This is a genomic window from Streptomyces sp. NPDC015144 (assembly GCF_043079735.1).
Taxonomy (GTDB): Bacteria; Actinomycetota; Actinomycetes; order Streptomycetales; family Streptomycetaceae; genus Streptomyces.
Genome location: NZ_JBIBUU010000003.1, coordinates 109877 through 136777, shown reverse-complemented (window position 1 = coordinate 136777; position 26901 = coordinate 109877). Strand labels below are relative to the sequence as shown.

At 70.0% G+C, this 26901-nt stretch carries 17 protein-coding genes and 2 pseudogenes; 7 read left to right on the top strand and 12 right to left on the bottom strand.

Features of this window, described 5'->3' with window-relative positions; genetic code table 11:
- Window positions 1-21: 21 nt before the first annotated feature.
- The 5 genes from ACF08W_RS07300 to ACF08W_RS07280 all read right to left on the bottom strand — a co-directional run bounded on the left by ACF08W_RS07300 (window position 22) and on the right by ACF08W_RS07280 (window position 7728).
- On the bottom strand, window positions 22-3012 hold the full coding sequence (locus tag ACF08W_RS07300; protein WP_385205000.1) for a bifunctional [glutamine synthetase] adenylyltransferase/[glutamine synthetase]-adenylyl-L-tyrosine phosphorylase: 2991 nt from the start codon (window positions 3010-3012) through the stop codon (window positions 22-24).
- Between the two features lie 49 nt (window positions 3013-3061).
- Window positions 3062-3859: a putative protein N(5)-glutamine methyltransferase gene (locus ACF08W_RS07295; protein WP_392278721.1), complete on the bottom strand. Its 798-nt coding sequence runs from the start codon at window positions 3857-3859 to the stop codon at window positions 3062-3064.
- Between the two features lie 193 nt (window positions 3860-4052).
- Window positions 4053-5093, bottom strand: coding sequence for a TolB family protein (locus ACF08W_RS07290; RefSeq protein ID WP_392278720.1), 1041 nt, complete (start codon window positions 5091-5093; stop codon window positions 4053-4055).
- Window positions 5090-6403 carry an MFS transporter gene (locus ACF08W_RS07285; protein WP_392278859.1) on the bottom strand — a complete coding sequence of 438 codons (1314 nt, stop codon included), beginning with the start codon at window positions 6401-6403 and terminating at the stop codon, window positions 5090-5092. Before ACF08W_RS07285 ends, ACF08W_RS07290 begins: the two co-directional genes overlap by 4 nt.
- A 2-nt stretch (window positions 6404-6405) precedes the next feature.
- Complete coding sequence (locus tag ACF08W_RS07280) at window positions 6406-7728, bottom strand: discoidin domain-containing protein (RefSeq protein ID WP_392278719.1); 1323 nt, start codon at window positions 7726-7728, stop codon at window positions 6406-6408.
- A 411-nt stretch (window positions 7729-8139) separates the two neighbouring features.
- Between ACF08W_RS07280 and ACF08W_RS07275 the strand changes: the two genes are divergently transcribed.
- On the top strand, window positions 8140-8601 hold the full coding sequence (locus ACF08W_RS07275; RefSeq protein WP_392278718.1) for a hypothetical protein: 462 nt from the start codon (window positions 8140-8142) through the stop codon (window positions 8599-8601).
- 116 nt (window positions 8602-8717) lie between these two features.
- On the opposite strand, the pseudogene ACF08W_RS07270 reads toward ACF08W_RS07275, so the two are convergent.
- Window positions 8718-8810 (bottom strand): annotated as a pseudogene (locus tag ACF08W_RS07270) (IS5/IS1182 family transposase); the annotation flags it as partial.
- Window positions 8807-8935 (bottom strand): annotated as a pseudogene (locus ACF08W_RS07265) (IS5/IS1182 family transposase); the annotation flags it as partial. The pseudogenes ACF08W_RS07265 and ACF08W_RS07270, both read right to left, overlap by 4 nt.
- Window positions 8936-9007: 72 nt before the next feature.
- On the opposite strand from ACF08W_RS07265, the gene ACF08W_RS07260 reads away from it, so the two are divergent.
- Entirely contained in the window at window positions 9008-9388 is a 381-nt protein-coding gene (locus ACF08W_RS07260; protein ID WP_392278717.1) for a hypothetical protein, read from the top strand.
- A gap of 139 nt (window positions 9389-9527) precedes the next feature.
- Here ACF08W_RS07260 and ACF08W_RS07255 read toward each other — a convergent pair whose 3' ends face one another.
- From ACF08W_RS07255 to glnA, 3 genes are all read right to left on the bottom strand, one after another.
- Window positions 9528-10094, bottom strand: coding sequence for a hypothetical protein (locus tag ACF08W_RS07255; protein WP_392278716.1), 567 nt, complete (start codon window positions 10092-10094; stop codon window positions 9528-9530).
- A 248-nt stretch (window positions 10095-10342) separates the two neighbouring features.
- Window positions 10343-10654: a peptidase inhibitor family I36 protein gene (locus ACF08W_RS07250; RefSeq protein ID WP_392278858.1), complete on the bottom strand. Its 312-nt coding sequence runs from the start codon at window positions 10652-10654 to the stop codon at window positions 10343-10345.
- A gap of 401 nt (window positions 10655-11055) precedes the next feature.
- The gene (gene glnA / locus ACF08W_RS07245; RefSeq protein WP_352277664.1) at window positions 11056-12417 is read right to left on the bottom strand and encodes a type I glutamate--ammonia ligase; all 1362 of its coding nucleotides are present in this window, start codon (window positions 12415-12417) and stop codon (window positions 11056-11058) included.
- Between the two features lie 235 nt (window positions 12418-12652).
- Between glnA and ACF08W_RS07240 the strand changes: the two genes are divergently transcribed.
- The 5 genes from ACF08W_RS07240 to ACF08W_RS07220 all read left to right on the top strand — a co-directional run bounded on the left by ACF08W_RS07240 (window position 12653) and on the right by ACF08W_RS07220 (window position 18563).
- Window positions 12653-13357: a DUF3105 domain-containing protein gene (locus ACF08W_RS07240; protein ID WP_392278715.1), complete on the top strand. Its 705-nt coding sequence runs from the start codon at window positions 12653-12655 to the stop codon at window positions 13355-13357.
- Entirely contained in the window at window positions 13354-14091 is a 738-nt protein-coding gene (locus tag ACF08W_RS07235; protein ID WP_392278714.1) for a DUF305 domain-containing protein, read from the top strand. Before ACF08W_RS07240 ends, ACF08W_RS07235 begins: the two co-directional genes overlap by 4 nt.
- Window positions 14092-14259: 168 nt before the next feature.
- Window positions 14260-14685, top strand: a complete 426-nt coding sequence (locus ACF08W_RS07230) for a CBS domain-containing protein (protein ID WP_352277808.1) — start codon at window positions 14260-14262, stop codon at window positions 14683-14685.
- A gap of 347 nt (window positions 14686-15032) precedes the next feature.
- Window positions 15033-16718 carry a multicopper oxidase family protein gene (locus ACF08W_RS07225; protein WP_392278713.1) on the top strand — a complete coding sequence of 562 codons (1686 nt, stop codon included), beginning with the start codon at window positions 15033-15035 and terminating at the stop codon, window positions 16716-16718.
- Window positions 16719-16808: 90 nt separating this feature from the next.
- On the top strand, window positions 16809-18563 hold the full coding sequence (locus tag ACF08W_RS07220) for an NAD+ synthase (protein WP_352277668.1): 1755 nt from the start codon (window positions 16809-16811) through the stop codon (window positions 18561-18563).
- A 1781-nt stretch (window positions 18564-20344) separates the two neighbouring features.
- Here ACF08W_RS07220 and ACF08W_RS07215 read toward each other — a convergent pair.
- Window positions 20345-24565: an RHS repeat domain-containing protein gene (locus ACF08W_RS07215; protein WP_392278712.1), complete on the bottom strand. Its 4221-nt coding sequence runs from the start codon at window positions 24563-24565 to the stop codon at window positions 20345-20347.
- Window positions 24562-26862, bottom strand: a complete 2301-nt coding sequence (locus tag ACF08W_RS07210; RefSeq protein ID WP_392278711.1) for a hypothetical protein — start codon at window positions 26860-26862, stop codon at window positions 24562-24564. Before ACF08W_RS07210 ends, ACF08W_RS07215 begins: the two co-directional genes overlap by 4 nt.
- Between the last annotated feature and the right edge of the window lie 39 nt (window positions 26863-26901).

Below are 26901 nucleotides of genomic sequence, written 5' to 3'. Positions count from 1 at the left end.
GCACGGTCCGCGCCCCGGCGCTCACGCCCCGTAGAAGCGCTCCTCCACCACCGCGCGGGCCCGCCGGGTGATCCGCCGGTAGTCGTCGAGCATGTCCCCGACGTGGCCCGGCTCGTACCCCAGGTACCGGCCGACCGCGGTCAGTTCGCGCGGGCCGGACGGGAAGGTGTCGCCCGGCCGGCCGCGCACCAGCATCACCGCGTTGCGCACCCGGGTGGCCAGCAGCCACGCCTCGTCCAGGATCGCGGCCTCCTCCCCCGGGATCAGACCGGCCGCGCAGGCCGCCGCCAGGGCCTCGCGGGTCCGGGTGGTGCGCAGTCCGGGCAACCGCCAGCCGTGCTGCATCTGCATCAGCTGGACCGTCCACTCGACATCGCTCAGCCCGCCGCGCCCCAGCTTGGTGTGGAGCGTGGGGTCGGCGCCGCGCGGCATCCGCTCGGACTCCATCCGGGCCTTCAGCCGGCGGATCTCGCGGACCGCGTCCTCCCCCAGCCCCTCCATCGGGTACCGCAGCGGGTCGATCAGCTCGATGAACCCGCGTCCCAGCTCCGCGTCGCCCGCGACCGGCTCCGCGCGCAGCAGCGCCTGGGCCTCCCAGACCAGCGCCCACCGGCGGTAGTAGGCGTCGTAGGACCGCAGGGTACGGACCATCGGACCGTTCTTGCCCTCCGGGCGCAGATCCGCGTCGATGATCAACGGCGGGTCCGCGGTCGGGAGTTGGAGCAGTCTGCGCATCTCGGAGACCACCGCGTTCGCCGCCCGGGCCGCCTCCTGCTCGTCGACGCCCTCGCGCGGCGCGTGGACGAACAGCACGTCGGCGTCGGAGCCGTAGCTCAGCTCGTGGCCGCCGAACCGGCCCATGCCGATGACCGCGAACCGGGTGGGCAGGGTGTCCCCCCACTGGGCGCGGACGGCGGCGCGCAGGGCGCCCGCGATGGTGACGGCGGTGAGATCGGTGACCGCGTCGCCCACCCGGTCGACAAGCGGACCGGGGTCCTCCTCGGCCGGGTTCTCCTCCGTGCCGTACGAACCGATCAGGTCGGCGGCCGTGGTCCGGAACAGCTCGCGCCGCCGCACCCCGCGCACCACCGCCACGGCGGTCTCCGCCCCTTCCGCGCGCCCCACCGCGGCCAGCACCTCCTGCTCCAGGTGCTCCCGGGTGCGCGGGCGCAGCCCCTGCGGGTCACCGAGGAGCGCCACCGCCTCCGGGGCCCGCAGCAGCAGGTCGGGGGCGAGCCGCCCGGCCGACAGCACCCGCGCCAGGTTCTCCGCCGCCGCCCCCTCGTCCCGCAGCAGCCGCAGGTACCAGGGGGTCTTGCCCAGCGCGTCGGAGACCTTGCGGAAGCCGAGCAGCCCGGCGTCCGGGTCGGCGGAGTCCGCGAACCAGCCGAGCAGCACGGGCAGCAGCGTGCGCTGGATGGCGGCCTTGCGGGACACCCCGGACGACAGCGCCTCCAGATGGCGCAGCGCGGCGGCCGGGTCGGCGTAGCCGAGGGCTTCGAGCCGGTGCCCGGCGGCCTTGGCGCTGAGCCGGGTCTCGCCGGGGGCGAGCTGGGCGACGGCGTCGAGCAGCGGCCGGTAGAAGAGCTTCTCGTGCAGCCGCCGGACCACCGAGGCGTGCCGCTTCCACGCCTGGTTGAGCTCGGTGATCGGGTCGGTGCGCATTCCGAGGGAGCGGCCGATCCGCCGCAGGTCGGGGGCGTCCTCCGGGACGAGGTGGGTGCGGCGCAGCCGGTGGAGCTGGATGCGGTGCTCCATGGCGCGCAGAAAGCGGTAGGCGTCGTCGAGCTGGGCGGCGTCCACCCGGCCGACGTAGCCGCCCTCGGCGAGCGCGGCCAGGGCCTTCAGGGTGGTGCCGCTGCGCAGGGTGGTGTCGCTGCGGCCGTGCACCAGCTGGAGGAGCTGTACGGCGAACTCGACGTCCCGCAGCCCGCCGGGGCCGAGCTTGAGCTCCCGGTCGACCCGGTCGGCGGGGATGTTGTCGACGACCCGGCGGCGCATCCGCTGGACGTCGGGGACGAAGTTCTCCCGGTCCGCGGCCTGCCAGACCAGCGGCGACACGGCCTCGACGTACTCGGCGCCGAGCTCCGGGTCGCCGGCGACCGGGCGGGCCTTGAGCAGCGCCTGGAACTCCCAGGTCTTGGCCCAGCGCTGGTAGTACGCGAGGTGCGAGGAGAGCGTGCGCACCAGGGGGCCGTTGCGGCCCTCGGGGCGGAGGTTGGCGTCGACCGGCCAGATGGTGCCCTCGACGGTGGTGTCGGAGCAGATCCGCATCATGTGGGCGGCCAGCCGGGTGGCGGCCTGCACGGCCTCGCCCTCCTCGAAGCCGTCGGCCGCCTCCGCGACGAAGATGACGTCGACGTCGGAGACGTAGTTCAGCTCGTGGCCGCCGCACTTGCCCATCGCGATGACGGCGAGCCGGCAGCGGGCCGCGTCCTCGGGCGCGGCCGTGCGGGCGAGGGCGAGGGCCGCCCGCAGCGTCGCGGTGGCCAGGTCGGCCAGTTCGGCGGCGGCCTCCGCGACGTCGGTGGTGCCGCACACGTCGCGGGCGGCTATGGCCAGCAGGCAGCGGCGGTAGGCGACGCGCAGCGCGTCGGGGTCGTCGGCCCCGGCGAGCCCCTCCTCGAACTCGGCCACGCCGGGGTGCAGGTCGGCGGCCTCGTACGTGGCCAGGGCCTGCCAGTCGCGGGGGTGGCGGGCGAGGTGGTCGCCGAGCGCCTCGGAGGCGCCGAGCACCCCGAGCAGCCGGTCGCGGAGCGGCTTGGCGGTGATCAGGGTGTCGAGCAGCATGCGCCGCTCGTCCGGCGTCTCGGCCTCGACGATCCGGACCAGGCCGTGCAGGGCCAGATCGGGGTCGGCGGTGGCGCCGAGCGCTTCGAGCAGCACCGGGTCGGAGCGGACCGAGGACAGCTCGGGCTGGTCGAGCAGGCGCTCGGCGGTGGAGGGGTCGGTGAAGCCGTGCCGCAGCAATCGGGTGAACGTGCTGCTCCTGCGCCCCGGCGCTGTCGTCATTACGTGCTCTCCCGATCCGCCGCCCACACACCGTCCAGCGGTCCCGAGCCTAAGGGATGTCGACGGGACGGGTCGCGAGGACGACGGTGGCGTACAGCTCGTCGGAGGCGGCCACCCGGGTGGTCAGGCCGTGCCGGGCGAGGGTCTCCTCGGCTCGGGACGCCTGCCGTTCGCTGGTCTCGACGAGCAGATGGCCGCCGGGGGCCAGCCAGTGCGGGGCCCCGGCGGCGACCCGGCGCAGGACGTCGAGGCCGTCCGGTCCCCCGTCGAGCGCCACCCGGGGTTCGTGGACGCGGGCCTCGGGCGGGAGCAGCCCGACATCGTCCGTGGGCACGTACGGCACGTTGGCGAGCAGGATCTCCACCCGGCCGCGCAGGGTCGCGGGGAGCGGTTCGAAGAGGTCGCCCTCGTACACCCGGCCCGTACCGGTGAGGTTGCGGCGGGCGCAGCGCACGGCGGCGGGTTCGACGTCGGCGGCGTGCAGTTCGACCGGGCCGGTCCGGGCGGCGAGTGCGGCCCCCAGGGCGCCGGAGCCGCAGCACAGGTCGACGACGACGGCCCCCGGCCGGGCCAGCGCGGCGGCCTGGTGGAGCAGGAACTCGGTGCGGCGGCGGGGTACGAAGACGCCGGGGCCGACGGTGATCCGCAGCCCGTCGAACTCGGCCCAGCCGAGGACGTGTTCCAGCGGGTGGCCGGCCACCCGCTGTCCGACCATGGCCTCGAGGGCGGCGGGGTCACCGGCGGCGGCGAGGATCAGTTCGGCCTCGTCCTCGGCGAAGACGCAGCCGGCGGAGCGCAGGGCGGTGACGACGGTGGAACGGGTGGGCGGAGCGGGGACGAGCGACATGGCGGAGCCTTTCGGGAAGCCGATGGGCGCTCCGCCGGACAGCCCTACCTCGGGTCGGTCGCGCGGTCGCGGGCGGTGAGCACCCAGCCTGGTACAGCGGTAATGGGTCTCACCTCCTCCGGTCGGCCCCCGGGTGGGGACGCGTCACCTTACACCGCGCGCCGGTCCGTGCGCCCCCTCTCCGCCGGTCCGTTCAGCCGGTCACCGCCGCGGGGGACGAGCCTCCTTCGACGGTGAGCCGGGGGGTGCCCGTTCCGTCGGCGGGGACGGTCCAGATGTCGCTCTTGCGGCCGCCGGTGCCGGGCAGGGCGTAGGCGAGGGTGCGGTCGTCCAGCCAGGCGGCCTGGTCGTCGACACTGCGCCGTTCGGCGAGCGGGGTCTCGCGCAGGGTGCGCAGGTCGAGCACGTGGAGCCGCCAGGGCGCGGAGGCGTCGTCGGAGACCTTCTTCTTGAAGGCGAGGCGGGTGTTGTCGGGCGAGAGGGAGGGGCATTCGACGTTCTCCCGCAGCGCCTTGGCCGTCCAGTCCCGCATGTTCCCCTCGACGAGGTAGGTGCGGCCCTTGGTGGAGACGGTGGCGTAGAAGCGGTTGTCGTCGCGGGCGAAGGTGACGCCCCAGTAGTTGACGTCGGGGGCGTGGTAGCGGGCGCCGTCGAGGGTGAGCTGGATGTCCTCGATGGACTTGACGAGGTAGCCGGTGCGCAGGTCGAGGATGGCGGTGCGGGTGGAGAAGGCGGTGGTGGCGTACGAGTCGCCGGTGGCGAACACCGTCCAGGACAGCATCCGTCCGGAGGCGGAGACCCGGGCCCGGGTGGGTACCCCGGGCACGGTGATCCGGCGTTTCTCGCGCAACTGCCGGTCGAGGACGACGGCGTACGTCCTCGGCAGCACCCCGGGCTTCGCGCGCAGGCAGAGCGCCCCGTCCCCGGCGGCGTAGAAGCGGTCGCAGACGGGTCCGCCGGCGGTACGGGCGGCGGAGGTGCGAGTGGCGGTGGTGCGGGCGGCGGTGAGCGGCTGGTGGGCGACGCGTCCGCCGTCGGTGTCCCGGAAGTAGAGGGCGGGCCCGGCGAGGGTGAACGAGGCGTCCGCCCCGTCCTGTGCGCCCCGGGCCCGCTGCTGGGCGTGGAGTACGTAGCCGAGGGAGCCGCTCGCGAGGAGCAGCACCGCGGCCGCCACGACGGCGATCCTCGCCCGGGGCCCCAGCGGGGTCGCGGTGGTCGGGAACCTGGTACTCATGCGGTCCGCCTCTCGGGGGTGGTGGTCTCCGGCCCGCCGGGGGCGGGGGTCGGGGAGGGGGTGCGCGGCAGCAGCGCCCAGCCGCCGACGAGGGCGACGAGCAGCACCGACACCGCAGCCCAAAGCGCGGGCCCGGGCCCCCACAGGGTCCAGGCGGCGCCGAATCCGGCGGCGGCGAGCATCCGGGCCAGGGCCTGGCCGGTCTGGAGCACGGCGAGTCCGCCCGCCCGGCCGTCGGCGGGCAGGACGGGGCCGGCCAGCGCCATCAGGACCCCGTCGGTGGTGGCGTAGAAGACGCCGAGCAGGGCGAGGACGGGCACCAGGAGCAGCGGTGCCGGGCCGCCGAGGGGGGCGAGGAGGGCGACGTACACGCCGAGCAGGGCGAGGTGCCCGTAGAGGAACGGCAGCCGCCGGCCGACCCGGTCGGCGATCCGGCCGGCCGGTACGGCCAGCAGCAGGTAGCAGGCGGCGGCGCCGAGCGGCAGCAGCGGGAACCAGCCGACCGGGAGGGCGAGGCGCTGCTGGAGCAGGAGGTAGACGAAGGAGTCGCCGACGGTGGCCGCGCCGAGCAGGGCGGCCGCCGCGAGGATGCGCCGGAAGGCGGGGTCGCGGAGCGCCTCGAAGGTCTTGCGTCCGCGCCGGGTCCGGGCGGCGGGCCGGGGCGCCGGGCGGGGCGCGGGCTGGTCGGCGGGGACGTAGAGGGCCAGGAGCAGCACGCCGAGCAGCCCGACGCAGAAGCTGACGACGAACACCGCGTCGTAGGCGTCGGCGGTCGCCCAGAGCAGGGCGAAGGCGGCGAGCGGGCCGAGCAGGGCGCCGGTGGTGTCCATGGCGCGGTGCACGCCGAAGGAGCGGCCGAGGGTCTCGGGCGGGCTGCTCAGGGTGATCAGCGCGTCCCGGGGCGCGGTGCGGATGCCCTTGCCGACCCGGTCGGTGGCAAGGGCGGCGGCGATGCCCGCGGTGGCGCCGCCCGCGAGGAGCAGGCCGATCCGGGAGAGGGCGGAGAGGGCGTAGCCGAGGCCGGCGACCCGTTTGTGGCCGCGGCCGTGGTCGGCGGCGTATCCGCCGAGGAGCCGTACGACGGCGGCGGCGCCGTTGAACAGCCCGTCCAGAAAGCCGAATTGGAGGGGTGAGAGACCGAGTCCGAGGACCAGGTAGAGCGGCAGCACCGCGGTGACCATCTCCGAGGAGATGTCGGTGACGAGGCTGACCGCGCCGAGCGCGAGGACGGTGCCGGGGACGTGCCGGCCCGCTCCGCCGGTGCGGGGCGGGGCCGGCAGGTCCCGGCGGCCTGTGGTCGCCAGGTACATCATCAGTGGCAGGTGTAGTTCGGGCTGGTGTCCTTGGCCTTGCCGTCGGTGCCGACGTAGGACCAGCTGTAGCCGTTGTCGGCGAAGTTCATCTTGAGCACGCCGTACTCACCGCTGATCCGCTTCTGGCTGTTGGGCTGGACCTCCTCGATGGGGTACGGCTCGGCGCCGCCCATCCCGCCGACGATCTCGGTGATGCCGTCGGCGACGGCCTTGCCGTCCGGGTTCTGCGGGGCGAACCGCTCGTAGTGGTGGTCGTGGCCGTTGAGCACGAGGTCGGCCTTGGCACCGTAGAGCAGCTTCCAGACGGGGCGGCTGACGGGGTTGTTGCCGTGTCCGCCGGAGGAGTACAGCGGGTGGTGCCAGTAGGCGGCGATGCAGGACTTGGCGTTCTTGGCGAGGTCGGCCTTGAGCCAGTCGATCTGGGCGGTCTTGTCGAAGGAGTTGGAGTCGAGGGCGATGAAGTGCCAGTTGCCCTCGTCGAAGCTGTAGTAGGTCTTGCCCTGGGGGTAGGCGATGTCGCCGAAGTACGCCTTGTAGCCGGCGAGGGATCCGGCCGGGTCGTAGGTCTCGTGGTTGCCGGGCACCGGGCGGGTCTTGGCCTTGAAGGCGCCCCAGGTCTTGTCGTAGTAGGCGCGGAAGTCGGCGATCCGGGCGTCGTCGTACTGGCTGTCGCCCATGGTCAGGTAGAACTTCGGGTCCAGCTTCTGGGCGAGCGCGGCGGTCTTGGGGTGGGCGCAGTCGCTGTCGGAGGCGGTGCACTGGGCGGCGATGTCCCCGGCGGCGACGACGGTGAAGCCGCCGGTCTGCGGGGGCTGGCTGCCTGCGGTGCCGTAGACCTCGACCTCGTACAGCGAGTAGCCGTAGGAGGTGGCGCGGGCGGTGCCGTACACGCGCAGGTAGCGGCCCTTGCCGCTGAGCGCGGTCCAGTCGTCGGTGCCGCCGTCGCCGGCGGTCTCCTCGGCGAGCTTGGTCCAGGTGGAGCCGTCGGCGGAGATCTCGATCCGGTACGCCTTGGCGTACGCGTCCTCCCAGCCGAGCTTCACCCGGCTGACCTGGGCCCCGTCGCCGAGGTCGACGGCGATCCACTGCGGGTCCTTGCCCTCGGCGCTCGCCCAGCGGGTGGCCGGGTCGCCGTCGAAGGCGTTCTGCGGCCCGAGGTCGGAGGTCTCGTCGGAGGAGGAGGTGGCGGTGCGGTCACGGGAGATGAGGGGGTCGGCGGCGCCGGCCCGGTCGGGGTAGGCGAGCAGCAGCCCGCCGACGAGGACGAGTACGGCGGCGACGACCACGCCCACCGTGCGGTGCCGCCCGGGCGGGCGGAGCAAAGCAGAACCGTTCGGTTGCATCCCTGAACTCCTGGCCTGTGGGGGGTTGGCGAGAGCTGGGCAGCTGTGCGGGTGACCCGCGCCCGGCCCGCGTACGGGCACGTGGGGACGGGGTCGTGGTGGCCGGGCCAGAGCTCTCACTGAGCGCGTCATGCCCCGAGGTGCGTCGAACGGAGGGCACCGCGCCGAGCCACCGCCGGGAATGCTAGCGAACAGGAAACTTTCCTACCAGTCCCCCAACAGGCTTACTCGCAGGGCCAGTTCGAGTGTTTCGGCCTGTCGTTCGAGAGCGCCTCGCGGCCGGTCCAGGCGTACGAGGAACACCGGGGGTCGAAGGAGCGGACGCCTCGGAGCAGACGGGCGGCGCGAGCCCCTGGCGGCCGGGGGCGGCGGGCTCCTAGTCTCCGGACCATGGAGTGGACAGCGTTGATCGCCACAGCGGTGGGTGCGGTTATCGGGGTGGGCAGCACACTCGTCACCGATCGCGCGACCTGGCGACGGGGCACCCGGGAGCAGGACAGAGAGGCCCTGCGCACAGCGGCCGCCCGGTTCCTGGAAGCCCTCACCGAGGCGCGCGACACGATAAGCGATGCCAGCGGATCGGCACACCTGCCCCCGGACGAGCGGACACAGCTCGCGCGCGCCGCCTTCACGGCCCACAGCCTGTACTCGAAGCAGTACCAGCTGGAACTGTTGGCCCCGTCGGAAGTGGCCGAGTCCGCCCGGGACGCCACCCACCAACTGCTCCGGTACCGGGACGCGGTGGCCGCCGGACATCTGCGTGACGCCCCGGAGTGCGCTGGGGCCCGGCGCGCGTTCCGGGAGGCCCGTCAGAGGCTCATGGCCGCCATGCGGTCTTCGCTGGCTCGATGAGTCCCATCGCCCCCACCCGCGACGCCCGTCTTACGCGGCCGGCACCGGCCCGACCGCCGCCCTCAGCTCCGGCTGCTGCCGGCGATGGGAGCGACAGCCGAACAGAGACGCCGATTGTTGCCGGGCAGGGGCCGGCCGACCTCCATGACGAGGCGGGCGGCGGCGTCGATGACGGCCTGGTGGTTGGTGGAGCACCGGTAGTTCTTCGACCCTTGCGGACCGCGTCCGCAGCCTCGCACCGCAGAACAGTCACCAGCCCCCGAACCGCCCTGGGCTCAGCCCGGTGAACGGGACCAATCCAGGAAGGTTCCGACGCCGTGATCACAGCAGCCATCCGGAGATCATTTCAATTGCCGACAGCCCGGCTCTCAGCGGATCCTGGGCACCCGGCAAGCAAGGAGGCCAGATGGGGCTGATGCTCTTCCCGGATGACTACGACGTGGCGAGTCCGGACGTCTCGTGGTCCTACACCGGCTTCGGCATGTTCAGAAAGTGGCTGGCCCAGACCGAGGGGCTTGTACTCGCAGAGATGAACGGCTTCGGCGGAGACCGGCAGTGGTCCAGCGTCTCCACCACACTGGAGCCACTACTCAACCATCCAGATGACGACGGCCCCGACTTCACACCCGCTCAATGCGCATCACTACTGCCCCGTTTGGAAGAAATCCGTGACCACCGTCTGCCGGACGACGACCTGGTCCTACGTCGGTGTATCGAAGACGTCAGTCAGTTGGTCACCGTCCTGCGGTTCTGCGTGGACAAGAACGTTGGGCTCATCTTCGGCTGATCCGAGAGCACGGAGCGCCCCTCATCGAGGGGGCGGCCCGCAGTTACGGGGCAACCTTTACCGTGCCCGTCTCAATGGCCGGGTCGGCGGCCCGGTCCGACCGCCCCGCAGGCGCTCCGCCGTTGCGGCCGGCTGCGCGTCACTCCGAGGGCGAGGCCCCGGGCGTGGGCCGCCATGCCGCCGGCCAGGTCACGTCGTGGGCCACGGCCCCCGGCACGCCGAGGCCGGCCCGGGCGTGGGCGACGTAGCGGCTCCGGGCCTCCCGGAAGTCCAGATACGCCTGGTCCCAGTTCTGTTCGACCTCCGTGGCGATGCCCCGGGCCAGGAGCTCCAGCCGCCACAGGCAGTGATCCACGGTCTTGGACGCGGTGTTCGCCTCCGTGTCACCGAGCAGCCCGAGGGTTTCCGACAAGGCGGAGCGCCGGGATTCCAGCTCACCCACCTCCTTCAGAACCTCAGGGGTCGGCTCCAGAAGAATCGGGCCCGATACGAGTCCACGTGCGGCGGCGATCATCTGATAGCGAGCCGCCAGTTCCTTGACGGCATGGGCATATTCGGCATAGGCGGCCAACCGACGTTCGTCCCAGCGGACGGCTTGTTGCCTGCGCCATCTCGTTCGCTCGTTCAAACTGCTCACCAGGAAGGACATGACCGCGCCCAGGACCACACCCGCGAGCGGCAATATCTGGCCGGCCAGACTCACCATGAACCCCGATCACCTGACGTTCGAAGCCCTCATCCTCGCTTTGGCGGTCGGGCAGCACAACATCCCGCGAGAACCTGCGGTGGACTCCCGGACAACCCTTGCCCACCCGCACCCCCGGCCCCGGGGCCGGGGCCGGGTCGCTTCACCGAATCGGACGACCCCGCCCACATAGAGCCTGCAGCTACAGCACCGACAGCTCGTTTTCCGCTTTATCGGAGTACATCGCCGATTTCCGTCAAAGTGAATTGCTAGGGTTTATTTCCATTCGTACAGATCGTGTCATAGTAAGCGCGCGGGAAAGCGCTACTGAATCCGCCCGAGGGAAGTGTCCGCACGGGTTCATCTGGGCCGCTCGTCGTGTACCAGAGCACTGCAGTGACCGGCAAATGGCTGATGTAAGATTGTTTCCACATGTGGGCGAGCCCGACCTTGACGCAGGCGTTGGTGCTTGCAGTGATGAGTCTCGCACCAGTGAAGTCGGTATTGTCCCAGAGACAGAGATTCCCAGACGGGCAGCTGCCGTCCGTGCTGGCGGCGTGCGCCGCCGTCGAGGTTGCCATCGAGCCCCCGACCGCCAAGGCGAGTGCCGACGCGCTCATTATGAATTTTCGCCATCGATTCACGGAATGTCTCTTTCCAAGTCGGTGCCCCTGCGACGCACGACTATCAGTGTGACGGCCCGTAACGTGTGTGCTCAGAGCGCCAGTTGATGCCGCGCCCTGAAGCTACTCGCCAGCTCCGACGAAGTCCACCGACCCCGGGTTCACGCTGCGGACCCACGCCCATCTGCCTTCTAGCAGCGATGGACGCGCCCGCACCGCCATGGACAGGTCCATCTCGGTCGCCCGTTCCGGCGTGACGGCCCACAGACGGCCCAGAGCTGATCGCACCCCTGGGCGGGTCTCCTTCACTGAGCCGGGCGACCCGCCCACGTAACGCCTTCCAAGCCGCTGACCTGCGGTCACAGCACCGGCAGCAGGTTCTTCAGCTCGAAGGCGGTGACCTCGCTGCGGTACTCCTCCCACTCCTGCTTCTTGTTGCGCAGGAAGAAGTCGAAGACGTGCTCGCCGAGGGTCTCGGCGACCAGCTCGCTCTTCTCCATCAGCGCGATCGCCTCGCCCAGGTTCTGCGGCAGCGGTTCGATGCCCATCGCGCGGCGCTCCGCGTCGGAGAGCGCCCAGACGTCGTCGTCGGCGCCGGGCGGGAGCTCGTAGCCCTCCTCGATGCCCTTGAGGCCCGCGGCAAGCAGCACCGCGTACGTCAGGTACGGGTTGGCGCCGGAGTCGATGGAGCGGACCTCCACCCGGGCGGAGCCGGTCTTGCCCGGCTTGTACATCGGGACGCGGATGAGCGCGGAGCGGTTGTTGTGGCCCCAGCAGATGTACGAGGGGGCCTCGCCGCCGGCGCCCGCGGCGCGGGAGGAGCCGCCCCAGATCCGCTTGTAGGAGTTGACCCACTGGTTGGTGACGGCGGAGATCTCCGCCGCGTGGGTGAGCAGACCGGCGATGAAGGAGCGGCCGACCTTGGAGAGCTGGTACTCGGCGCCCGACTCGTAGAAGGCGTTGCGGTCGCCCTCGAAGAGCGAGAGGTGGGTGTGCATCCCCGAGCCGGGGTACTCGGAGAACGGCTTCGGCATGAAGGTCGCCTGCACGCCCTGCTCCAGCGCGACCTGCTTCATCACCAGCCGGAAGGTCATGACGTTGTCGGCGGTGGAGAGCGCGTCCGCGTACCGCAGGTCGATCTCCTGCTGGCCGGGGGCGCCCTCGTGGTGGCTGAACTCGACCGAGATCCCCATGGATTCGAGCATGGTGATCGCCTGGCGGCGGAAGTCCATGCCGACGTTCTGCGGGGTGTGGTCGAAGTAGCCGGAGCTGTCGGCGGGGGTGGGGCGGCTGCCGTCGACCGGCTTGTCCTTCAGCAGGAAGAACTCGATCTCCGGGTGGGTGTAGAAGGTGAAGCCCAGGTCGGAGGTCTTGGCGAGGATGCGCTTGAGGACGTAGCGCGGGTCGGCGAAGGACGGCGAGCCGTCCGGCATCAGGATGTCGCAGAACATCCGGGCGGTGCCCGGGGCCTCGGCCCGCCACGGCAGGATCTGGAAGGTGCCCGGGTCCGGCTTGGCGATCATGTCGGACTCGTACACCCGGGCGAAGCCCTCGATGGCGGAGCCGTCGAAGCCGATGCCTTCGTCGAACGCCTGCTCAAGCTCGGCGGGGGCCACGGCGACGGACTTGAGGTAGCCGAGGACGTCGGTGAACCACAGCCGCACGAAGCGGATGTCGCGCTCCTCAAGCGTCCTGAGGACGAATTCCTGCTGCTTGTCCATAGCCACATCCTTGCAGTTCAGACGGTCCGTGCACCACCGCCCGGGACAGGGGGAGGAGCTCCAGTGTCACGACCCGGGATTTCACCCAGATTACGCACACGGAGTGAGATGGAGCACCCGGCCACCCACTACGATCGGCGCCCACGGCGCGCCGGGGGCGAAGCGTCCTCGCGACGGTCCCGCGCACGCCGGTGTCCCTGTCCGTGACCGCCCCTTCGCAGAAGGACCTGACGCCATGAGCTTCGCTCCGCACAACCCCATGGACCAGCCGCACGACGCCCACCGCCCCGGCGGTCGCCGCGACCGCGCCCTGGCCATAGGTCTGAGCGTGCTCGTCGTCCTGGGCCTGGTCGGCTTCGGCTCCTACCTGGTGCTGACCACCGTGTCCGAGGCGTCCGAGCAGAAGCCGCCCACGTCGGCGAGCGACGGCGCGACGGGCGACGGCAAGGCGCCCGCGACCGGGCACGGCTCCCCCACCGGAAAGTCGGACGAGAAGATCGAGGGGCTGCGGAGCTGGGACGCGTCGAAGCTGACCCGCAATCACGTCAACGGGCCCGTCTCGTACCCGATGAAGCCTCCGGTCGGGGGTGACCACAACCCCGTTTGGATGAATTGCGACGGCGCGGTCTACACGAAGGCGATCCCCGACGTGAACGCCGTCCACGCACTGGAGCACGGATCGGTGTGGGTGACCTACACCGCCAAGGCACCGCGCGCCGATGTCGACAAGCTCGCCGAACGGGTGTCCAGGACGCCGTACTCGCTGATGAGCCCGTACGCGGACCAGTCCGGGACGATCATGCTGACCGCCTGGGGCAAGCAACTGACGGTGGACGGCGCCGACGACCCCAGGGTCGACCAGTTCTTCTCGCAGTTCGTCCAGGGGTCGCAGACCCCCGAGCCCGGTGCCACGTGCTCGGGCGGGCTGGAGGCGCCGTGACCGCGCCGCAGCGCGTGGGGCGCGTACGCCGCGGCCGGTGGGCGGTGGGCTCCGCCGCGGTGCTCGCGCTGCTCTGCGCGGGGGTGGCGACGGTCGCCTCCGCGCACGGGGACAGCAACGGGAGCGGTACGGACCACCGCACCACGGCGGCGGGCACCCCCTCGGTGGACTCGGCGGACGCCGGGTTCGCCCGTGACATGGCCGTCCACCACCAGCAGGCGGTGGAGATGTCCCTCGTCGTGCGCGACCGCACACGGGACGAGGAGGTGCGCCGGCTCGCGTACGACATCGTCAACACGCAGGCCAACCAGCGCGGCATGCTGCTCGGCTGGCTGGACCTGTGGGAGCTTCCGAAGGCGGTGTCCGGGCCGCCGATGGCGTGGATGTCGGCCGGGCACGCGGAGCATTCGATGGCGGACATGCCCGGGATGACCGGGGAGGGCGAGCCGGGCACCACGTACCGGCCGCACGACGGCTCCCTGATGCCCGGCATGGCCACCCGGACGGAGCTGGACCGGCTCCGGAAGGCGAGCGGCCGGACGGCCGAGGTGCTCTACCTCCAGCTGATGACCGACCACCACAGGGGCGGCGTCGACATGGCCCGCGGCTGTGCCGAGCTGTGCGCGGTGCCCGCGGAGCGGCGGCTGGCCCGGGGGATGGTCGAGGCGCAGCAGTCGGAGCTGGACGCGATGGCCGGCATGCTGTCCGCGCGCGGGGCCGCGCCCCGCCCCTGAGGGGTTCCCTCCGGCTGCGGAGCGTGTTCCGAGCGGCTCCGAGCGTGCCCGAAAAGCGCTGGATGCACCCGAACGGGTGATAGCGGTCGCATCCCCCGAACGGACCCATGACGATGGGTTCGCTCGGGGGAGTACGGCATGCCCATCGGCACGCAGGAGGAATCCCTCATGACCACCGCCAAGGACATCATGCACACCGGGGCCACCTGGATCCCCGCGCACGAGACGCTCGACCGGGCCGCGCAGCTGATGCGTGACCACAAGGTCGGCGCGCTGCCCATCTCGGCCAACGGCGAGCAGGACCGGATGATCGGTATCCTCACGGACCGCGACATCGTGGTCGGCTGTGTGGCCATGGGCCACGATCCGGCGAGGATGACGGCGGGCGACCTCGCCCATGGCACGCCGCGCTGGATCGACGCCGACGCGGAGGTGGAGACGGTGCTGGAGGAGATGCAGACGCACCGCATCCGCCGGCTCCCGGTGGTCGAGAACAAGAAGCTGATCGGCATGATCAGCGAGGCCGACCTGGCGCAGCACCTCAGCGACGAGCAGATCGCCGGCTGGGCGGCGCAGGTCTACGCGCACGGCTGACCGCACCGGCGCCCGTCCCGTGACCACGGCCCGGAACTCTCCTCCGAGGGGTTCCGGGCCGTGGCGCGTCCTCCCCCGCCACCGGCGCCGGTGCCCACGACCGGTACGGGCCACCGCACGGGACGCCGTACGGGCTCCGCGCGGGCCCCGTACGGACACGGTCGCGGGACGCGCGGCCGCTCGGCGCGCGAGTGATACCCGGCGGGGGTAGGGTGCTCGACATGACCCTGTGTGGACGTACGACATACGGACAGTCGCATCTGTTCGGCTCGCTGATATAGAGGGGGCGCGCCTCCCCCTCCCCCAGCAGCCCGACCCACCGAACAGACTCCGAGGTGCACTCCGTCATGCGTACTTCCCCCACCAGGCGCGCCGTGCTCGGCGCCACCGTCGCCACCGCGGGTGCGGCGGCACTGGCCGGCTGCTCCGGCGACTCCGGCAGCGGCCACGACGGCCGGAAGACCGGCGGCCCGGCCGCCGACGGTACGGGCAACGGCGGCGCGAACCGCGGGGGCGCCCCCGGCAGGCGCTCCAAGGGCGAGTACGTCTCCCCCGACGGGCCGGAGGTGGCCGCGGCCGAGGCCGAGCGGGGCGTCGGCCCGCTGCGGAAGGTGAGCCTGGTCGCCGCCCCCGCCCAGCTCGACCTGGGCGGAGTCACCGTCGGCTCCTGGGCGTACGACGGTCGGCTCCCCGGCAAGGAGCTCCGGGTCACCATGGGCGACACCCTGGCGCTCACCCTGGCCAACAACCTCCCCGCGGAAACGTCACTGCACTGGCACGGCCTCAACGTCCGGAACAACATGGACGGCGTCCCCGAGGTGACCCAGGCACCGATCGGGCCGAAGACCGAGTACTCCTACCGGTTCACCGCGCCGCACGCCGGGACGTTCTGGTTCCATCCGCACACCGGCGTCCAGCAGGACCGGGGGCTGTACGCGCCGCTGATCGTCGACGACCCGAAGGAGCCCCTGAAGTACGACAAGGAGTGGGTCGTCGTCCTGGACGACTGGGTCGACGGGGTGGACGGCTCGACGCCCGACTCGGTGCTGAACGAGCTGAGCCACGGCCGGGGCGGCATGGGCCACGGCATGAGCCACGGCGCGGGCGGGCACGGCGCGCCCGGGAAGCCCGCCAAGTCCAACGGCGGGAAGCCGCTCAGCGGGCCCACGCGACTGGGGAAGCACTCGTACAGCAAGCTGCTCGGCAGCCACGGGGGCGATGTCGCCTACCCGTACTACCTGATCAACGGGCGCGTCCCGAAGGCCCCCACCACCTTCACGGCCAAGCCCGGCGAGCGCATCCGGATCCGGATCATCAACGCGGGCGGCGACACCGCCTTCCGGGTGGCGCTCGGCGGCCACCGGATGACGATCACCCACACCGACGGCTACCCGGTCCGGCACGCCACGACCGACGCCCTGCTGCTGGGCATGGGCGAGCGGTACGACGTGGTGGTCACCGCGGGCGACGGCGTCTTCCCGCTGACCGCGCTGGCGGAGGGCAAGAACGCCACGGCACTGGCCCTGCTCCGCACCGGCAAGGGGACCGCCCCCGCCGCGAACGTCCGCCCCAAGGAGCTGGACGGGCGGCTGGTCGAGGCGTTCGGCCTGAGGCCGGACGAGTCGGTGGAGCTGCCGGGACGCGGGTTCGACCGGACCCTCCGGTTCAAGATGACCGGCAACATGCGGGACTACAACTGGGCCTTCGACCACGATCCGTACAACCCGCGCCAGCGCCACCCGGTGCGGGCGGGCGAGCGGGTCAGGCTGGAGTTCTACAACGCCACGGAGATGTGGCACCCGATCCATCTGCACGGGCACTCCTTCGGCGTGGTCGGCCCGGCCGGGCGGCGCCACTGGTCCACCGAGCGGGGCCGGTCGCACTGGGCGCGCAAGGACACCGCGATCGTCCGGCCGAACAGCTCCCTGGGCGTCGAGTTCGAGGCGAACAACCCGGGGCTGTGGATGCTGCACTGCCACAACATCTACCACTCGGACATGGGCATGATGACCGTCCTCGGCTACCGGACCTGACCCGCCCCCGGGCCGGGTCCCGGCGGGCCGCGGCGACCGTTCCGCGGCCCGCGCGGACATTGCGTCAGTCAGACGATTACACTGGTGCCCGTGCCTCAACTACGTCTCGCACTGAATCAGATCGACTCGACCGTCGGCGATCTCGCCGGCAACACCGAGGCGATCGTCCACTGGACCCGGCACTCCGCCGAACAGGGCGCCCACCTGGTGGCGTTCCCGGAGATGGTGCTGACCGGCTACCCCGTCGAGGACCTGGCGCTGCGCCCGTCCTTCGTCGAGGCGTCCCGGCGGGCGCTGCTCGCGCTCGCCGCCCGGCTCGACGCGGAGGGGTTCGGGGAGCTGCCGGTGGTGGTCGGCTACCTCGACCGCTCCGAGACGGCCCAGCCCCGCTACGGGCAGCCCGCCGGGGCCCCGCAGAACGCCGCCGCGGTGCTGCACCGCGGACAGGTGGCGCTGAAGTTCGCCAAGCACCACCTGCCCAACTACGGCGTCTTCGACGAGTTCCGGTACTTCGTGCCGGGCGACTCGATGCCGGTGGTGCGGGTGCACGGCGTCGACGTGGCGCTCGCGATCTGCGAGGACCTCTGGCAGGACGGCGGCCGGGTGCCCGCCGCGCGGGCCGCCGGTGCCGGGCTGCTGCTGTCGATCAACGCCTCGCCGTACGAGCGGGACAAGGACGACACCCGGCTGGAGCTGGTCCGCAAGCGGGCCCAGGAGGCCGGCTGCACCACCGCGTACCTGGCGATGATCGGCGGCCAGGACGAGCTGGTCTTCGACGGCGACTCGATCGTCGTCGGCCGGGACGGCGAGGTCATCGCCCGCGCCCCGCAGTTCGCCGAGGGCAGCGTGGTGCTCGACCTGGATCTTCCGGCGGCCGCCGCCGAGGCGCCGTCCGGGGTGGTCCAGGACGGCCTGCGGATCGACCACGTGGTGCTCTCCGAGGAGCCCCTGCCGGCCTACCCGGCGGAGCTGACCGGCGGCTACGCCGAGCGGCTGGACGACGACGAGGAGCTGTACTCGGCGCTGGTCGTGGGCCTGCGGGCGTACGCCGCGAAGAACGGCTTCCGCAGTGTGCTGATCGGGCTCTCCGGCGGGATCGACTCCGCGCTCGTGGCGGCCATCGCCTGCGACGCGCTGGGCGCGCAGAACGTGTACGGCATCTCCATGCCGTCGAAGTACTCCTCGGACCACTCCAAGGGCGACGCGGCCGAGCTGGCCCGCCGCACCGGGCTGAACTTCCGCACCGTACCGATCGAGCCGATGTTCGACGCGTACATGGGCTCGCTGGGGCTCACCGGCCTCGCGGAGGAGAACCTCCAGTCCCGGCTGCGCGGCACGACGCTGATGGCCGTCTCCAACCAGGAGGGCCAGATCGTCCTCGCCCCGGGCAACAAGTCGGAACTGGCGGTCGGCTACTCCACCCTCTACGGCGACTCGGTCGGCGCGTACGGCCCGATCAAGGACGTCTACAAGACGTCGATCTTCCGCCTCGCGAAGTGGCGCAACCGGGCCGCCGAGGAGCGCGGGCAGACCCCGCCGATCCCCGAGGCGTCCATCACCAAGCCGCCCAGCGCCGAGCTGCGCCCCGGCCAGGTCGACACGGACTCGCTGCCCGACTACGACGTACTGGACCGCATCCTGGAGCTGTACGTCGACCGGGACCAGGGCCTCGCCGAGATCGTCGCGGCCGGCTTCGACCCGGAACTGGTGGCGAAGACGCTGCGGATGGTGGACACCGCGGAGTACAAGCGCCGCCAGTACCCGCCGGGCACGAAGATCTCCCCCAAGGGCTTCGGCAAGGACCGCCGCCTCCCGATCACCAACCGCTGGCGCGAATCGGCCTGAGCGGAAGCGGAACGGGGCGGGGGCCTGCGCCCGGGCCCCGGCCCGTCGGTCGCCTCGTGTCTCCCGCGCCCGCAGGACCGGCACCAACCGGACGCCGCACCGGATCGCGTGCGGAGGCAGCGCAAAGGACGACAGACGATACACGCGGAGACGGATGGACTGCTGCAACGAGGCGCAGCGGGCATGAGGGGAGCACAACCTGGCCCCGGACCCTGGGTCACCTCGCCCGAACTGGTCTCACCGCCCACGACGAAGCGTCCCTGAACGACAGACTCCGGCATTCGGGAATGTCGTCCATGGCGCGAGCCTCCGGGATCCCGGAGGCTCGCGCCATGCCTTCTCATGCCGTCGTCAACGGCGCTCTTCCCTCTCGTCCTGCCCCCGAGCAGCCCTGAATCCCTGATGGGCGGCTTCCACCGCATCCAAGAGTTTCTGGGCCTCCACAGCCAGAAGCTCCACCGGCTGGCGCTAATACGCGTCCGCGTAGGCCTTCCAACGGTTCCAGCACAGCCCCAGCAGCCTCGCAGATACTTCCGAGAGTCGAAGTAGGGCGAGGGGGCCCTCCCTGCCCTTAACTACACCTGCGAACCAGTCTCTAAATTCGGCACTGTCGATGGTCAGTCCGCCCATCGCTCGGTTGATTGGTGACGCGGTGAAGCGACTGGACAGCACGACGATCGCAAAGTTGACAGCGATGCCATTTGCCGGGGTACACAGCCCCTCGGGAATCCCAGTCGTCTGCGTCGCTTTCTGCCCAAGCCAACATCTCGTCGTCGTCACCCACAGAGTCGTTCTGCATGCCTCTCACCCCTGACCTCTGGACGCACGCAGCATAGAAGCGACGATCTCCTTCGCCGTAGCCCTGGCCGCGATCCGAGACGTCGGGGACGCCCCGGCGCGCAATGCTGCCGCACAATGATGGAAGCAACTGGCGGTGAACTCGTCTTACATTACGGCCACTTGTCCATCATCACCTATCGACAGGTGGAGGCACCACCGAGGTTCGGCAATTCGAACGCGACACTCCAAGCCGCCTCCGACTCGCTTCCAGAGAAGCCCTCCACGTGGATGGTGGCCGGAATGGACCACTTGCCAGGAACAGGAACGCGTGGCGCCCGCACCCGCGCTCGTGGCCGTTCGGACGGCGACGGCCTGGCCTGAGGCGTTGCACAAGTGCCGCCAATACCCGCCGGGCACGAAGATCTCCCCAAAGGGCTTCGGCAAGGACCACCGCCTCCTGATCACCAACCACTGGCACAAATCGGCCTGAGCGGGTCCGACCCCAACGGTCGCCCACCCCTAACATCAGGGGCGGACGACCATACTCATGAGCCCAGCTTCTCCAGAACGGACTGGTCGCCGCCCCGCCGGCCGGATCTCGAATCAACTTCGATCCGGGCCCGATACATCAATAGCCCGATCACGCCCACGCTTTATTTCTGGCATGTATCCGATTACCAGGAAACCGACCCCCACATAGAAAGAATAAAGAGAATCCAAGGGTCGAGCAAGCGCCACGAGCACCGCCCCCATCCCCCATATACGAGGATTTCGCACACCATGCCGGAGCCGCCGCCCGGGCACCCGACCGAGGATAATCGCATACACCCCCACCACGAAAATTGCGGCCACAACCACCAAAATCACGAAAAGCATCGAGACGAGAATCATTCCAAACAAAACTGAAACTCCCTACCGGATCGTAAAAACCAGACACGCTTTCCATCGGAAAATTCCATCCGACGGAAAGCGCGCCTATTTCCCAAAAAAGCGAAGCCCTATCAGTCCCCGAGCCCCCTGTAACCATGTCTGTAGATCATCGTTCTGAACGTCACCCCCATCGAACGAGGCCTACCGAAACCAACAACACCCCCGTCGAACCATCGGTGCACGAACTTCTCCCGGTCGGTTCTGTACCCCACTGCGGGCCGCATGAACGAGGATATCGTCATTTTATTCCTGATGGTCATCCTGACCTGCACCCCTTGGGGGCTAGCCCTAAGGATCTTGTATTCCGTTGTATAGGACCCCAGCCCCACAGTCGCCAGGTTGTGATCACCCGTAACGAGGGGCTTTACGTCCTTCTTTATCTGCCCAGCTATTCCATCATTGGAAATACTCTTACTCAAAGTCCCCTCAGTTATTCCCGTACTATAGAAGCTCGAACTGATAATTTCACGCTGCTTCGCAGTCTCATCGGTCATCATAATTTCTCTGGCGATCTCACTGTCCTCGCCATATTTTCCACCCGGCTCCAGCGCCCCGGCCAGCCATTTGGCCGCCATCTCGCGGAAACCTTCATCGCCACCACCCAGCACAGCATCTTCCGGGTTGCACATGTTCTCGAGCGGCGCGTACGCGCAGTACACATTCGTTCTGGTCTCCGGTGACACCGGCCCGACTACCGGCGCGATACCGATCATGCACGCGAAGCAGACGGGTATCGGTTTCGGCCCGGCTATATAGGTCAGACCGCTTCCAAACGCCCCGGGGATCGCGGTAGCCGCACTCGCCCCCGAATTACCGCCCTTGACTGAGCCGCCGTAGCTTGTGCCCATATTGTTTCCACCCACGCTCTCGCAGCTTGCAGACATGTTGCCCGCGTAGCAGCCGGGGGGCGGGCCCCCCTGGCCGGTGGGGTTGCAGCTCGCGGAGTGGTTGCCGCCGTAGCAGGCGAGGCCCGTCGGGTCGCTGTTCGTGGCGGGGCTCTGGTTGGCGTAGGTGTAACCGTTGAGCGACTGGTGCTGATCGACGCTCAGGACCGGGTCCACGCTGATGAACTGGCCGGTTCCCGTGTCGTACTCGCGGGCACCGATGTGTGTGAGCCCTGTGGTGGTGTCGGCGGGTTTACCGAGGAACGCCTTGTCGTCGGGCCAGTCCGGCGTCGGTTTCTCTCCCCGGGGTGCTCCGAAGGGAGTGCTGTAGCGCTTCGTCACCTCCTGCGTGACGGCGTCGATCGCAAGGCTGGACGTGCCGTGGTGGTCGGCCACGAGGTAGGAGAGTGTGGCGCCCGCACCCGTGCTCGTGGCGGTTCGGACGGCGACGGTCTGGCCGGCCGCGCTGTAGTAGCGGGTTCCGGAGAGGGACTTCGTGGCCCCCTTCACGGTCAGGCGGACCTCGGTGGCACCGAGGTAGAGGATCGTGTCACCGTCGTCGGCCGCCCGGCGGATCAGGAGTTCGCCGTCGGCGTCGTAGAGATAGCCGGTCTTGAGAGCCGGTTTCGACCCGACCGCGGGTTCCGCCGCGCTGCTGAGCTTTCCTTCGCTGTCCCAGACCAGGGTCTGGGTCGCTTGGGTGCCGGGCCGCTTGGTGGTGTTGCCCGTCTCGTCGTAACTGTAGGCGCCGGCTCTCGCCCCTGTGGTCTTGCTCAGGGGGTGGGGCTGTCCACTTTCGGTTCCGTACTCGTAATGGGTCTCGGTCGTCGACGGGCTCACCGAGGTGGCATGGGACGTCTCCGTGTCGCGCTGCCCCGATGCGGTGTAGGTGTAGCTGGTCCAGTACGGCGCGGCGCCGCCGATGTTGGCCGTGGTACGGCCGGAGTCGGCACAGTCCGCCGTGTTGGGGGTCCATGCCTCGGTGAGGCGCCGGTGCGCGTCGTACGCGAAGCATTGGTGGTCGGCCTTGCCCGTGCCCCCGAGCGTGGCACCGTCGGAGATCGACAGCATGTTCCCCGCGTCGTCCTGGGCATAGGCGAGGTCCTGGAGCACGTACGGGTGGGTCTGGTCCGTGACTCGGCTGTTGGTGAGCCGGCCCGTTCCCTCTTCGTAGGTGTTCGTGATGGTGGCGGTTCTGGAGCCGGTACCGCCGGTCCCCAGCACCAACTGCTGCCCCTGGCCGAGTGCGGAGTAGTCGACGGACTGGAGGTAGCCGGTCGTGCCGCTGAGGGAGGTCGTCAGGCCGAGGCCGTTGTACTTTCGCTCGACGGATTCCTTGGTCAGCCCGCCGACCGCCGGCTCGGTGCTGCTCCTCAGTGTTCCGTCGATGCGGTACTCACTGGCGAATTCCAACGTGGCCGGTACGCCCGCCTTCACCAGCGGGTCGGACTCCGGGAGCCGGAGCAGGGTGCCGGTGGCACGACCAAGACTGTCGTAGGCCGTGACGGATCGCGTGTACTGGTCTCCGCCCAGCCCGCCGACGTAGCGGGTGGAGGAGGTCGGCTGTCCCTTCGCGACGGTGTCGTACTCGCGGCTGGTCAGCAGGTTGGCATCGGTCTTCTCACTCGCCCAGGTGCTCTTGACGCGGCCCAGCTCGTCGTAACTGGTCAGGACGGACTCGCCACGCGAGTCCGTCACCTTCACGGGGTGGTCGAGGTTGTCGTAATCGGTGCTGCTCCGCCCCATGTCGGGGTCTTCCTCGCCCACCTGCCTACCGAAGAGGTCATAGGTGTAGCTCCACCGGGATCCGTCCTGAGCACTCGTGATCAGCTTCTTCAGGCCATCGGGCGTGTACTCGGTGCTGGTGGAGGTGTACGGGACTCCGAGCGTGCCGCCGAAACCCGCGTCGTCCGGCTTCTGCCCGGCGTACTCACGCGTCTCGACGACGCGTCCGCGCGGGTCGGTGATGGTCCGAGTGGCCGATCCGCCCCGCACCGCGGTGGTCGCCGTCGAATCCCCGGTGTAGGCGGTCGTGGTAGACCACTTCTTGACGCCGAAGATGTAGAGCGTGTTCTCCGTCGCCCGGCCGGCACCGTCGAACACCGTCTCGTTCTGCGTGGGAGCCTCACCGTACTCGGCCCGGGTGTAGACACCTTGTGGCGTGGACGTCTTGTCGTAGATGTCGGCGTACGTCTCGTACGCCATGCCCCGGCTGTCGTAACGGGTGTCGGTCAGAAGCTGCCCGCCGAGCGGGGTCGGGGACTGCGCCTGAAGGGGCCGCAACAACGCGTCGTAGATCGTGTAGCTGGTGTTGTACGTCTCGCCATCGCCCTTGAGGGTCGACGTGGCCACGGATGACGGCTTCGTCCTGCTCAAGTGGTACGCGAAGGTGGAGTTGGGGCTCTGGCTTCCGCGCGTGCGGTTGGGGGCCCAGACCTCGGACAATCGCCCCAGCGCGTCATACGCCTGTTCCGTCTTGTTCGAGTTGGCGTCGTAGGTCCGTTCGGGAAGGCCGCGCCGCGGGTCGAGGAAGCTGACCACCTTGTGGGTCTTGGCATTGGTGAGGACCGTCTTGGTCAGTGGGCCGGAGTCCACGGGTGTGTACGCGGTGTCGGACACATGGTTCTGCGCGTCCGTGACGGTCCTCGGCCGGCCGAGGGTGTCGTAGGTCGTCGCGGCGGTCCTCTGCCAGCCGGTGGGGTTGCGTTCGCCGCCGGTCGCCGCGGCCGGGTAGCCGGTGGCACGGCCCTTCCAGGTGATGGAGCCCTTGGTCGGTTTCTGGTCCGGTGACCAGCTGGTCGCGTCGGCCGTGTCGTAGACCGTCGCGGTGTCGGACAGCACGTCACCGCGTGTGTCGCTGTTCGCGGGAAGGCCGAGCGCGGTCTCGGTGGTGGTGCAGGGCTTGGCCACCGTGCGGGTCCGGGAGACGAGCCCGGTCAGCCCCAAGGCGTCGTTGCGGGCGTACCAGTAGCGGGTGCAGGTCTCGTCGCCCGACGCGGAGGTGTCTCCGAGGTCGGTGGTGGTCCTGGTCATGCCGTAGTCGTCGAAGGAACTGGTGGTACTCGTGGAGCGCCAGGTCTTCGGCACGGTGAGGTACGTGTAGTTCGTCGACTCCGCGGTACGGACATAGCGGGCCACGTGGTCGCCCGCACTCGGTACGGTCTGGCGGGCGGTCTCCTTGGACCACGGGACGTTCATGGTGGCGGAGATGGCGGTGGCACCGTCGTAGGTGACACTCTGCCTCAGCTGGCCGGCGTACTGGTCGGTGTCCTTGATGTCCGGGATGCCGAGCGCCGGAGCGGCGAGGGCGGAAACCGTGACGGCGCGAGTGGTGCCGTCCTTCTGCTTGTCGCCGTCCATGCCCTGCAGGTACACCGAAACGGTCTTGGACCGCGTGGCGGTCTTCACCCCGGTGTAGGTGGTGACCTGGCGGTACCACGCCAGTCGGACCAGGTCCGCTCGGCCTTGGGCGTGAGCGGCTCGTCGCTGTAGTGCCAGGCGGCACCGCTGTACACGTACTCGTTCTCGACCAAGTCGTTGTTACCCGCGGGGTCGGCGACGGTGACGGCGAGGACCCGGTACTTCTGGAACCAGTCGACCGACGCCTCCGAGGCACCGTTGATGTGCCAGTACTGCGGGTAGCAGGAGCGGGTGTTGGTGTCCTCGGCCGACCCGACGACCTGGCCGCGTGTGCATTCGGGGCTCGACAGGGTCACCTCGGTGATCGCCCCGGTCTCGGACGTGATCGTCAGCAGACGGGGCCTGGTCAGCGGCAGGATGTTGTCGGTCCCGTCCACCCGGTTCGGCCGCATCTGGTAGGTGAAGGACACGGGGTCGAGCGCGATGGCGGTACCGGTCAGGCCGGTGCGTTTGATCGACTTCAGGGTCAGGACCTGGTCGGACGAGTCTCCGATGTCCCCGCCGTCCATGTACTCCTGCGTGAAGTCCCAGGAGTCCACCGGCTCGTACTTCTGCGCGGCGGCCGACCAGGAGAAGGAGCTGACACCGGTCAGTCGCTTTCGGGAGAAGAACGAGGGGCCCTCCGCCAGACAGTCGTCGGCGTCCTTGGCGCAGATGGCGTCAAAGGGAACATCCGGCCAGTTCTCGGCGGTGTCCTTGTTCAGACTGGAACAGTCCGACGCGGTGCAGCGCTCGGCGTAGTCGAGCGTGACCTTGGCATCCGCGTCGTCGGTGAACAGCGCGCCCTTGCGCAGTCCGTACTTGATCTCCTTCAGGTACCCCCCGCGGACGTAGGGCGTGTCCGCCTTGGTCGCCTTGCTCTTCTTGTAGTTGTTCGATTCCTTCGCGTACCAGTACGTGGCGGCGTTGCCGTACGTGTCAACCGCGTAGTCCAGGTTCCACCGCCATGCCTGGGTGACCGCCCGGTCCTCGAACCCACTGCCCTTGTCGTATCCGGGCTCACCGCTGTCGTCGCCGTACACGGGCACGGTCCAGGTGGAGTTGGTGCGTTGGTCGGCCGCCCCGTCGAGCTTGTCGAGGCCGAACACGTACGTCGTACCGTCGCCCTTGACCACCGTCCAGTACTCGCCGTTGTCATCCCCGTTGTCCGCGCCGGTGGACCGCGTCACCTGGGACGCGTCGTCCCCTTCGAGCCGCCACTTGCCGGATGTGTCGTCCTTGACCAGGCGGGACGCCGTGCCGTTCAGCACCAGACGCGCGTTGTCGTACTTCCAGCACAGTTCGGAGACGTCGTCGTGCCCGTCGTCGTCGCAGCTGCCGTACGAGCGCTCGATGTAGGACTCGGTCACCGAGAATCCTTCACCGACCGAGGTGCCCTGGTTGTTCGTCGTCGCCGTCCGCCCGTCGACACTTCCCGAGTCGTACGTGAGGGCCAGGGACGGGGCAGGGCCTGCGGCCGCGGGCGGCAGGTCGAATCCGTACGACCAGCCGAAGGCACCCGAGCTCGCGCCCGCCTGCCACGAGGAGGACTCCGACAGTCCGGTGGCGCTGAAGTCCCCACTGCCCTTGGGGGACTCGCCTGCCCCGGCCGACGCGGCGGTGAGGGCGAGAACCTGCGTCCCCGCGGCAAGGGCGACCTGCGCGGTGACCGTGCGCTTCTTCGTGTCGTTCCGCGAGTCCAGCGGGGTCTGCTTACGGCATTCCGCGTTTTCCGGAGTTGTCAGCGCGCAGTCCGGCAACCGCACCAGACGCAGCCGCCCCGACCAACCACCACCGACTGCGGAGGCGAAGGAGTCGTAGCCGACGCTCACGTCCGCCCTGCCCCGCCGGTCCGCCTGGGCCGTGAGGGCCACACCGATGATCCCGAGTCCGTCAGTGGCGCTCCGGTCCAGAGTGGTCACCGTGACATCGCCGGTCCCGGGCGCGCCGCTCTTCGACCGGGAAGGGGCGACGGCCAGTGGCAGACCGCCCGGCTTCGCCTCGGTCCGGCCCGTGGGTTCGAGGGCGAGTTTCGCGGTACCTGGACCGGGCCAGGTGACTTGCTGTTCCTTTCTCGCCCTCCTTGCCTGGTCGGCGTTGGCCTCACGGCTCTTCGCCACATGCGCCCGTGCTGCTCGCGCCCCCGGAGTGGTGACCCTGTGGACCTTGCTCGCCCGCTGTTCGGGCAGTTCGGGACGGCCCAGGCCACCGGACTGCGCCGCGGCCACCGGAGTCAGGCCCAGGGGCACTGTCAGCGCCAGGGCCAGGGAGACCATCAGAAGCCGGCTCTCCGGGCGTTTGACCACCCTCAGCCACCTGCGTGACGTGCCTATGCCAAACGCCAT

Coding starts and splice junctions, on each gene's coding strand:
- ACF08W_RS07240 (WP_392278715.1), top strand. CDS start 12,653: ATGAGCTTCGCTCCGCACAACCCCATGGACCAGCCGCACGACGCCCAC.
- glnA (WP_352277664.1), bottom strand. CDS start 12,417: ATGGACAAGCAGCAGGAATTCGTCCTCAGGACGCTTGAGGAGCGCGAC.
- ACF08W_RS07300 (WP_385205000.1), bottom strand. CDS start 3,012: ATGACGACAGCGCCGGGGCGCAGGAGCAGCACGTTCACCCGATTGCTG.
- ACF08W_RS07250 (WP_392278858.1), bottom strand. CDS start 10,654: ATGGCAACCTCGACGGCGGCGCACGCCGCCAGCACGGACGGCAGCTGC.
- ACF08W_RS07225 (WP_392278713.1), top strand. CDS start 15,033: ATGCGTACTTCCCCCACCAGGCGCGCCGTGCTCGGCGCCACCGTCGCC.
- ACF08W_RS07285 (WP_392278859.1), bottom strand. CDS start 6,403: ATGTACCTGGCGACCACAGGCCGCCGGGACCTGCCGGCCCCGCCCCGC.
- ACF08W_RS07295 (WP_392278721.1), bottom strand. CDS start 3,859: ATGTCGCTCGTCCCCGCTCCGCCCACCCGTTCCACCGTCGTCACCGCC.
- ACF08W_RS07275 (WP_392278718.1), top strand. CDS start 8,140: ATGGAGTGGACAGCGTTGATCGCCACAGCGGTGGGTGCGGTTATCGGG.
- ACF08W_RS07260 (WP_392278717.1), top strand. CDS start 9,008: ATGGGGCTGATGCTCTTCCCGGATGACTACGACGTGGCGAGTCCGGAC.
- ACF08W_RS07230 (WP_352277808.1), top strand. CDS start 14,260: ATGACCACCGCCAAGGACATCATGCACACCGGGGCCACCTGGATCCCC.
- ACF08W_RS07255 (WP_392278716.1), bottom strand. CDS start 10,094: ATGGTGAGTCTGGCCGGCCAGATATTGCCGCTCGCGGGTGTGGTCCTG.
- ACF08W_RS07290 (WP_392278720.1), bottom strand. CDS start 5,093: ATGAGTACCAGGTTCCCGACCACCGCGACCCCGCTGGGGCCCCGGGCG.